This is a genomic window from Spirulina sp. 06S082, from assembly GCF_034932145.1.
GTDB lineage: Bacteria > Cyanobacteriota > Cyanobacteriia > Cyanobacteriales > Spirulinaceae > CCY15215.
The window spans coordinates 1-8,366 of the sequence record NZ_JAYGHV010000320.1; the positions used below are offsets into that span (position 1 = coordinate 1).

At 41.5% G+C, this 8,366-nt stretch carries 8 protein-coding genes; 2 read left to right on the forward strand and 6 right to left on the reverse strand.

The genetic code is table 11. From position 1 onward, the window contains the following. The 5 genes from VB714_RS20075 to VB714_RS20095 all read right to left on the reverse strand — a co-directional run. The coding region (locus VB714_RS20075) for a sugar phosphate nucleotidyltransferase (protein ID WP_323226454.1) at positions 1-272 on the reverse strand (272 nt) is incomplete at its 3' end. After that, a complete protein-coding gene (locus tag VB714_RS20080) occupies positions 272-1,660 on the reverse strand; it encodes a radical SAM protein (protein WP_323226455.1) in 1,389 nt (462 codons plus the stop codon). The genes VB714_RS20075 and VB714_RS20080, both read right to left, overlap by 1 nt. 136 nt (positions 1,661-1,796) lie before the next feature. Continuing rightward, positions 1,797-3,665 carry an ABC transporter ATP-binding protein gene (locus VB714_RS20085; RefSeq protein WP_323226456.1) on the reverse strand — a complete coding sequence of 623 codons (1,869 nt, stop codon included), beginning with the start codon at positions 3,663-3,665 and terminating at the stop codon, positions 1,797-1,799. Between the two features lie 52 nt (positions 3,666-3,717). Beyond that, on the reverse strand, positions 3,718-4,746 hold the full coding sequence (locus VB714_RS20090; RefSeq protein ID WP_323226457.1) for a GDP-mannose 4,6-dehydratase: 1,029 nt from the start codon (positions 4,744-4,746) through the stop codon (positions 3,718-3,720). 192 nt (positions 4,747-4,938) lie between these two features. Then, positions 4,939-5,262, reverse strand: coding sequence for a hypothetical protein (locus tag VB714_RS20095; protein WP_323226459.1), 324 nt, complete (start codon positions 5,260-5,262; stop codon positions 4,939-4,941). Between the two features lie 483 nt (positions 5,263-5,745). Here VB714_RS20095 and VB714_RS20100 point away from each other — a divergent pair, with 483 nt between their 5' ends. Then, the gene (locus VB714_RS20100) at positions 5,746-6,618 is read left to right on the forward strand and encodes a M48 family metallopeptidase (RefSeq protein ID WP_323226460.1); all 873 of its coding nucleotides are present in this window, start codon (positions 5,746-5,748) and stop codon (positions 6,616-6,618) included. Positions 6,619-6,643: 25 nt separating this feature from the next. Here VB714_RS20100 and VB714_RS20105 read toward each other — a convergent pair whose 3' ends face one another. Continuing rightward, the gene (locus VB714_RS20105) at positions 6,644-7,414 is read right to left on the reverse strand and encodes a metallophosphoesterase family protein (protein WP_323226461.1); all 771 of its coding nucleotides are present in this window, start codon (positions 7,412-7,414) and stop codon (positions 6,644-6,646) included. 248 nt (positions 7,415-7,662) lie between these two features. Between VB714_RS20105 and VB714_RS20110 the strand changes: the two genes are divergently transcribed. Continuing rightward, entirely contained in the window at positions 7,663-8,262 is a 600-nt protein-coding gene (locus VB714_RS20110) for a tRNA-(ms[2]io[6]A)-hydroxylase (RefSeq protein WP_323226462.1), read from the forward strand. Positions 8,263-8,366: the final 104 nt, after the last annotated feature.

Below are 8,366 nucleotides of genomic sequence, written 5' to 3' on the forward strand. Positions count from 1 at the left end.
ATAGCGCCGCCGGTTCCCAAAGGTTCAGATTCTTGAGAATAAACAATTTCTAAATTCCACTGACGACCATCTCCAAAGTAAGATTGGATTTGTTCTCCCAGATAACCCGTGCTGAAAATCACGCGTTCGATCCCTTCTTGATAGAGTTCTAAAAGAATCCATTCTAAAAAGGGTTTTTCTCCAACCAAAGCCATTGGTTTGGGGCGATCGCTAACAACAGATCTGAGACGAGAGCCAAACCCCCCCGCTAATACGACTGCTTCTAAATCCATTATTTTTTGGTCAGTAACGAAGTTATTTTACTGGAAATAATTGTATAAATCTGGATCAGTTTACCAACAACCTTGCGTTTGAAATTATAAATTTCAATTAGCTTATCTAAATCCGATTGCTTCTGAGCGGTAAAGGAAACTGAATAATCTTGATTTTGCACTCGTTCGAGACTAAAATCTCCCTCTCCTAGAGGAATTGCATAAAACTTATCTCCAGTTTCTAAAATATTAAATCCTTTATAGCGTTCGGCAATAACTTCAACATCTCGACTGTCACTGACAAGTCGTTCTGCTGTAAAGTTACTAATTTCCTCGTAATCAACATTGTTGGCATTAATGCAAAATTTAAAGTAGTCGCAAGAGTCGCACTGTTTGGGATTTTCGATGAGTTTGGATATGGTTCGGTTGCGTTCTTCTGCATTCCAGAGGTCATTAAATGTGTTTTCATAGAGATTGCCAACTTTGATGAGTTGGCAGATATAGACATTCGCATCGTAGTCAATTCTGGCGATTGTGAAAGGGGAACGACAGTCTTTATGAGGAATAGGAGACTCTCCATATCCATGACGAGAATATAATGAAGTGGTTTCAATAGAATCAATATTCTTGTTTGACGTGATGAGGCTGGGTTCTACAAAATGATTGGCATATTTTTCTCTGATTTCGGGCTTAGAATAATAGGGAGATGACAGACTAATTTTCAAATCATTTTTGACAACATAATCGGCGGCAGTTTCTAGCGCTTTCTCAAATTCATCCCTTACGGGAAGAAGCGTATTTTCTACAAAGAATTCATGTTTTTCTCGCGAGACCATGCCAATAAGACCCAAGATATCAACACCTAGAGATTCCCATAAATCAATCGCGGGAATAATTTCATCCATATTATATTGACAAACTGTAAAATTAACGATAAACGTCGTTCCCGAATTCTTAAATCGCTCGATAAACTTTTTAATATTAGAGACGACATTTTCGTATCGCGATCGCTGACGAATGTATTCATATTTTTCTTTACTTGCCCCATCAAAGGAAAAATGAACGACACTAAGTTTGGAATCGTAGAGATTATCTAATTTATCTAAAGATAAGTTAAAAGCATTAGTGACAAAACTAATACGAGCATTTTGTTCATTAAGACGACCAATCAGTTTGTTAAAAGATGGGTGCATTGTCGGTTCAAACAACGAACCCAAAGAAATATCTTTATCTCGGACAAATTCCCAGTTGATGCGATCGACATCTAAAAATCTTGGTGTTGTGTCTTTCATATAGGTAACATGACACATCTGACAACGAAGATTACAACCTCGAGCGGGTTCTATTTCAATCAATAAGGGTTTGCTAGAAGTCGTAAGATCGGCTTGTGAGAGGAGTGTACTGTTCATATTTTTCTCGAAAATATAAGATAGGATAGACAACAAGAGGGAACATTTTCTGGATGCAATCGCTGACTTCCACTGGAGGATGAGAGTTCAACTAGGCACAATACAATAGTTTGATTCTAAGCCAATTATTACAACATTAAGCCAATAGTTCGCTTCCTTGAGATTGTAGCTGCCAGTATCGAGCATATAACCCATCTAAAGCCAGTAGTTCTCGATGATTTCCTCGCTCTATAATACATCCACGCTCAAGAACAATAATTTCATCAGCATTGACAATGGTAGAAAGACGGTGAGCGATAATTAATGCCGTGCGATCGCGCTTGAATTTCCCTAATGCTTCTTGCAGCAAACGTTCTGATTGGCTATCTAAAGCGCTGGTGGCTTCATCCAAAATCAATACTTCAGGTTGTTTGAGAATCGCACGAGCTAAAGCAATTCTCTGACGTTGACCTCCTGATAAACGATAACCTCGTTCTCCAACTATTGTGTTGTAACCCAAAGGAAGATTGCTGATAAATTCGTGAGCCTGAGCTTGTTTTGCGGCTTCGATCGCTCGTTCTTCCAAAATTTCTTGCATCCCGTAGGCAATATTTTCTACAATGCTTGTGTTAAAGATAAATGTATCTTGACTGACTACGCCTAAACGCGATCGCCAGCTTGAGGGACTGTATTCTCGTAAATTATAACCATCTACTAAAATCGCACCTGCCGTTACATCGTAAAGCCCCACTAAAAGATCGGCGATTGAAGATTTTCCCGCTCCTGATGAGCCGACTAATGCTACGATTTTACCTTTATCGATACGAAAAGATAAATCTTTTAAGGCAAAATCTTTTCCTCCTTGATATTGGAGAGAAACGCGATCGAAAATAATCTCTTTTTGTAAACCTAAAAATTCTTGTCCTTCAAAGCAAGAAAACTCTTTATCTCTCGTGTCTAAAATTTTATTTAAGCGGGTCATCTGACCAAAACTATTAGCCAAAAGATTTAAAGTTCTAATGACTCTTTGTGTTTGATTTGCCATCCGATTAAAAGCAGTGACAAATGTTAGTAGTGCAGGAACGAGAATTCTTGTTGACTGACCGAGAATGCCAAATCCACCAATCAGTAAACCGCTCACGACTATTATAATTAAAGTATTGCCTAATGGAGCGCCGATCGCGCTTAAACGATTGCTTTTTCTGTGGACGGGAATAATTTTCTTTCGCAACAATCTAACTTTTTCGATTGTTGATTGCTGCTTACCAAGAGTATGAATAAGCCTCAAACCTTGAATACTTTCAGTGGTTTCTTGGGCAACTTCAACGCCAATATTGGTTTTTTCTAGGGATAATTGTCTGAAGCGAGGTGCGAGATACCTTTGTAATCCCAATAAAATTGCAGATAGTATAATTGCAAATAGTGAGAGTGCGGGAGAAATCCAGATAATAACAACGATATAAGCCAGAAACATCAACAAATTAATCAAAAAATCTTGCCATAAGCGAATTTGATCTTGAACGATTTCTGCACCACTGAGATAGGCTACCAGATCGCCAACTTTATAACGACTGGCACAAGGAAAAGATAAGCGCAGGATAATATCAAAGAGGCGATCGCTGACCTGTTCGCTTATATTCACTGTCAACTCATTAGCCCAGATTGCCGATAGGTACTGTAATAGACTTTTCAGTATTTGCACGGTCATTGCCAGCAGTACCAAAAAAATAAAAGTTTGACCGGAATTTAAGCGCCCCAACACACTTTCTATGAGAGGATTGGCAATAATGGGGTTGTCGATACGACTTAGGGTGATATCACCGACTAAGACTCCAAGAGCTAAATAAATGACACCAAAAGTTCCCGCTTCTAGGGCAGAGGCTAATAAGTTACCATGAAAAGCCAAAACGAGATATTTGCGATTGTGATTGGCGATCGCCAAGACTAATTGGTAAGCTGGACTGCCAATTTGTTCGGGAAAATATTGACGCGACTCTTTAATTCGATTCAGTATTTTCTTAAACAATATGATTATTCCTCAGTCTTGACATTCATTCACTTTTAAAGAGAAGCCCAAATTATTTTTGTGGAACTAAATGTTCACTATCTGTAAAACTAACAAGAACATCGTGTAAAATTTCTTCCAAAATTTTGGTGGGTTGCCAATTAACATATTGCTGAATTTTCGTATTGTCGGGAACGCGACGCTGCATATCTTCAAATCCTGGTGCATACGCTTGTCCATAAGGCACAAAGTCAATATCCGATTGACTTTCTTTGTTCTTTTGTCTCGTCAATGTAATCACTTTTCGTGCTAATTCTACAATACTAATTTCTTCTGTCGATCCTACGTTAAAGACTTCGCCGATCGCCTCGTTACATTCTGCTAACTTTAGCAATGCTTTTACTGCATCACTAACATGAAGAAAACAGCGACTCTGTTTACCATCCCCATAAACGCTCAAATTTTCTCCTTTTAAGGCTTGCTGTACAAAGCGAGGAATGACCATTCCATATTGTCCGGTTTGCCTTGGTCCAACGGTGTTAAATAAACGAGCAATCACCACAGGTAATCCTTTCTCGTGATAATATGCTAGTGCTAAAAATTCGTCTACCATTTTGGTCGCCGCATAAGACCAGCGCGATCGACAGGTTGGCCCTAACACAACATCATCATCTTCAGTGAAAGGGACTTTATTGCCTTTTCCATACACTTCAGAAGTTGAAGCAATTACTGTTTTCACTCGATAACGAATCGCAGCTTGGAGGACTGATTCCATGCCCATCACGTTAGTTTCAATGGTATGAACGGGCTGTTCGACAATCAATTTGACCCCAACCGCAGCCGCAAGGTGAATGGCAACATCGGCTTCTGACATCAACCTATCTAATACCACATCATCAGCGATACTGGCATAAGCAAAGTGAAAGTTAGGATGGTCGAGAAGGTGGCTAATGTTAGCTAAACTTCCTGTTGAAAGATTGTCAATGACTAAAACGCGATATCCCTGTTGGATTAGCGTCTCGGATATGTGAGAGCCAATAAAGCCCGCTCCTCCTGTAATGAGGTAGGTTTTAGGCTTGGAAAACAATTGGGACGATACCATTCAGTTTTAAGATTTCTTAACCTTTTGCTTAGTTTGACTAAATTTGTGCAGAATGTCAACTAGCGGAACAATCTTGGGTTCAGGCTTGGTCTCAAGTCAATTTAACGGCAAAATACTTACAATTTGAAATTGAATGCGTTGCTGATGCAGAAATAATCTTGCAAATCTTGAAAGAAATTGTTTCCCGATACACTACATAAAACGAAAATCTTTCACGCCTCCAAAATTCAGCATTCGCGAATTTCGTCGCGTAAACTCGCTGACGGAGACATTACCTTGAGGATCGATAACGCCGACAGCCTGTTGCCATAATTCTTGGGGGACAGGAGAAACTTTATACTGGCGATCGCCGACTCGATGGACGTGATACCAATCAACGGTTTCACAATGAGGACACCAAAACGCCTCTAACCATTCTCCTGTCACGGTAATTGAGCCTTGTTGAGCCACTAACATTAAAGCCGATCGCCGACTCAGCCCCCGGTTTTGCAACTGTTGCGCTGAGTCAACGTACAAAGAATGTTTCTGACTGACACTATCCAAATAACAGCCATGAATTGGACAGTAAATTGCTCTGCGTTTGGATCGCTTCCGATTTCGCGCACACCTTTTCTGCACTTCGACCTCCACTAGGAACTACTTTTCAATGAAAAATTTTAATGAGCAATTGTTCCCAACTACCTCTTTTTTCATTAAGTCATAGAAGGCTGCGCTGAAGAGACTGAGATCGTGAAGACCATCGAAGTCCACTTCTTCCCCGTGCCAGACGAAACATAATTAAGCCCAGCAAGGGAGATAAATATTTGTGAATCATTACCAAGCATCCACTCTACAACAAAGGGTGATTTTTGTACAAGGGATAGATCGCGCAATCGCCAAATCAAATAGCCCAAGGTCAACGAAGACCCCTTCAGAGGCAACAAATTTTGTCCGGAGGGAGTCTGTTATGCCAGTATTAAAACGAAGAGTCTTAATCTCATTCCTCACCCGAAACAAACTATGTTAGAAAATTTATCTCATTTCTTTTGGCGCAAGAAGAAACGTTGGTTATACGGTTTACTGAGTGTGGTCACGGCTTTCAGTTTGTGGGTGGGAACCCCCCAAGCGAGTTACGCAATTTCTTGGATTGAATTAATCCTGCGGGGCGCTCAAATTTTACAATTGTCCAATATTTCTGATAAACAGGAAGTTTCCCTCGGTAAACAAATCAACGAACAGATTACAGTGCAGTTGGCACGGAAGGGAACTCCCATTGTTAGAGATCCCGCTTTAAATAATTATGTCGAACAAATTGGCAAACGCTTAGTTCCTCATAGCGATCGCCCCAATATTCCCTATACTTTCCAAGTGGTTAACGATCCGGGGGTGAATGCTTTTGCGACGATGGGGGGCTTTGTCTATGTAAACTTGGGCTTGATGGCTTTAGCCAGCAATGAAGCGGAATTGGCGAGTGTGATTAGTCACGAAATCGGTCATATTACGGGTCGCCATGCTATCAAACAGATGAAGGAACAAGCTATTACCCAAGGTATTTTATCGGCGGCGGGGTTAGATAGTTCTCAAGCGGTACAAATTGGCGTACAGTTGGCGCTGAGTCTGCCCAATAGCCGGGGAGATGAACTGGAATCAGATAGTACGGGTTTGCAAACTCTACGGGAAGCAGGATATGCCCCTGGAGCAATGGTATCTTTCATGACGAAATTGGGACAACAAGGAGGCTCAAGAGTACCTCCCATTCTCAGTACCCATCCTGCTACTGGCGATCGCGTGCGAATCTTGCAGAATATGATAGGGGAAAATCCTCCCCAACCTAATGAAGTTGGCGGGATGGACAACCGTTCCTACGAAAACTTCATGAATCGTTATATTTGATGCGTAATTGGTAAGCAGTAATTGCTCAAAGTTTCTGTAATAACCGTCGAGGCATAATTCTCGACGGTTTAATATCGATCGCCGCTTCTTCTAAGTCTAAGGAACGGAGGCGTTGTTGGCGAGTGTTGACTTGATAAACTCGTTTATTTAACATATCAACTCCTGTTAACCAACCGCTTTGACGGTGATATGCCCCTGTATCGATATCCAGCCAACCGGATCCCCGCGCGAGTTTCCCTGGCATAACTCCAGGAATGGTAAAAGTAATGGTGTGTCCGACAATGATTAATTTATCGGCAAAAAAGGGCTGACAACTGCTATGGAATTCGTCGCGAATCCAGCAAAATTGTTCTGAGGTTTGTTCCTCTAAGGGTAAACGGGGATCGACTCCCGCATGAACTAACCAAATATCCCCTAAATCTAAATAACTGGGCAGATTTCTGAACCAGGTGAGATGTTCTGGGGGAATCCCTTTCTCACCATAGCTTTTGAGGGTTGCATGACCTCCACTATAAAGCCAAGATTGGCGAAAATGTTCGGGAATTTCGCGCTCTACCATGACATCAACTAGCTTTTGTTCATGATTGCCGAGGATGCACTCGTAGGAACTGTTCATGACAAAATCGACCACTTGGGCGCTTTTGGGTCCTCGATCCACTAAATCTCCAACAAAATAAACGAGATCTTCTTGTCCTGGCGCGATCGCGTCCAGTAAGATCATGAGTGCGTCGTAGTGGCCGTGGACATCCCCAATAAAAATTCGACGGGTCATTTTGTTTTCTTTCTGAACTTCCATAGAGTTAAGTGGCTGGTTAACTTCTCGCCATCTCCTCAGAGAAAATCCACGAAAAGTTGTACGGATAATCTACTCAAAATCGAAATGATAGGCTAAATCTTTCTTTGCGAGTATCTTTATCATAGCGGCGGTCAACGAGATAAAATCTTAAAATTCCGGCAAGTATTTTATTTTACCTTCTTTTTCCCCCAAAGCGATCGGTAAATCGGCTACACTGACCAGAGGAAAACGTGCCTTTTGTAAGCATCATGTCTGATTTTTCCTCAACGAAGATAAAAATTCTCCAGCAACCTACTCGTTTTGAATGGGTGGAGCAGGCGATCGCCAATCTCGATACAATTCTTTTAGATCATTCCCACTGCGAGCGTAAAGCTGCGTCTATGGCGCTTAATATTATGTTTCGCTATCCTTCTTGGACGGTTTTAGTGCGAAAATTAACGGCGATCGCGAGGGAGGAATTGGAGCATTTCGAGCAGGTTAATCAGTGGCTAGAACGCCGTCAGGTTGCTCTTGCGCCTTTAAATGCTCCTCCTTATGGTAAACGATTAAAAGCGCTCTTGCGTCACCAGGAACCCGATCGCGGTTTGGATTTTTTGTTGATTTCTAGCCTAATTGAAGCACGTTCTCACGAGCGTTTGGGCTTATTAGGGGAATATTGTCCGGATCGAGAACTGGCGGCATTTTATCGCGGTTTAATGGCTTCAGAGGCACGTCACTACGGCGTTTATTGGCTGTTAGCGGATACCTATTTCGATCGCGATATCGTACAATCTCGTTTAGAGGAGCTTGCTATTGCTGAAAGTGAGATACTTTCGACACTCCATCCCGAGCCGAGAATTCATAGTTGAAAGGGATTAGGATATTAAGATAATGCGGCAATTTTATCGGGATTTTTTGATTCGAGATTGGCAAGTTGGCGATCGCACTGCTGCTTCTAATCTCATTCGCGGTG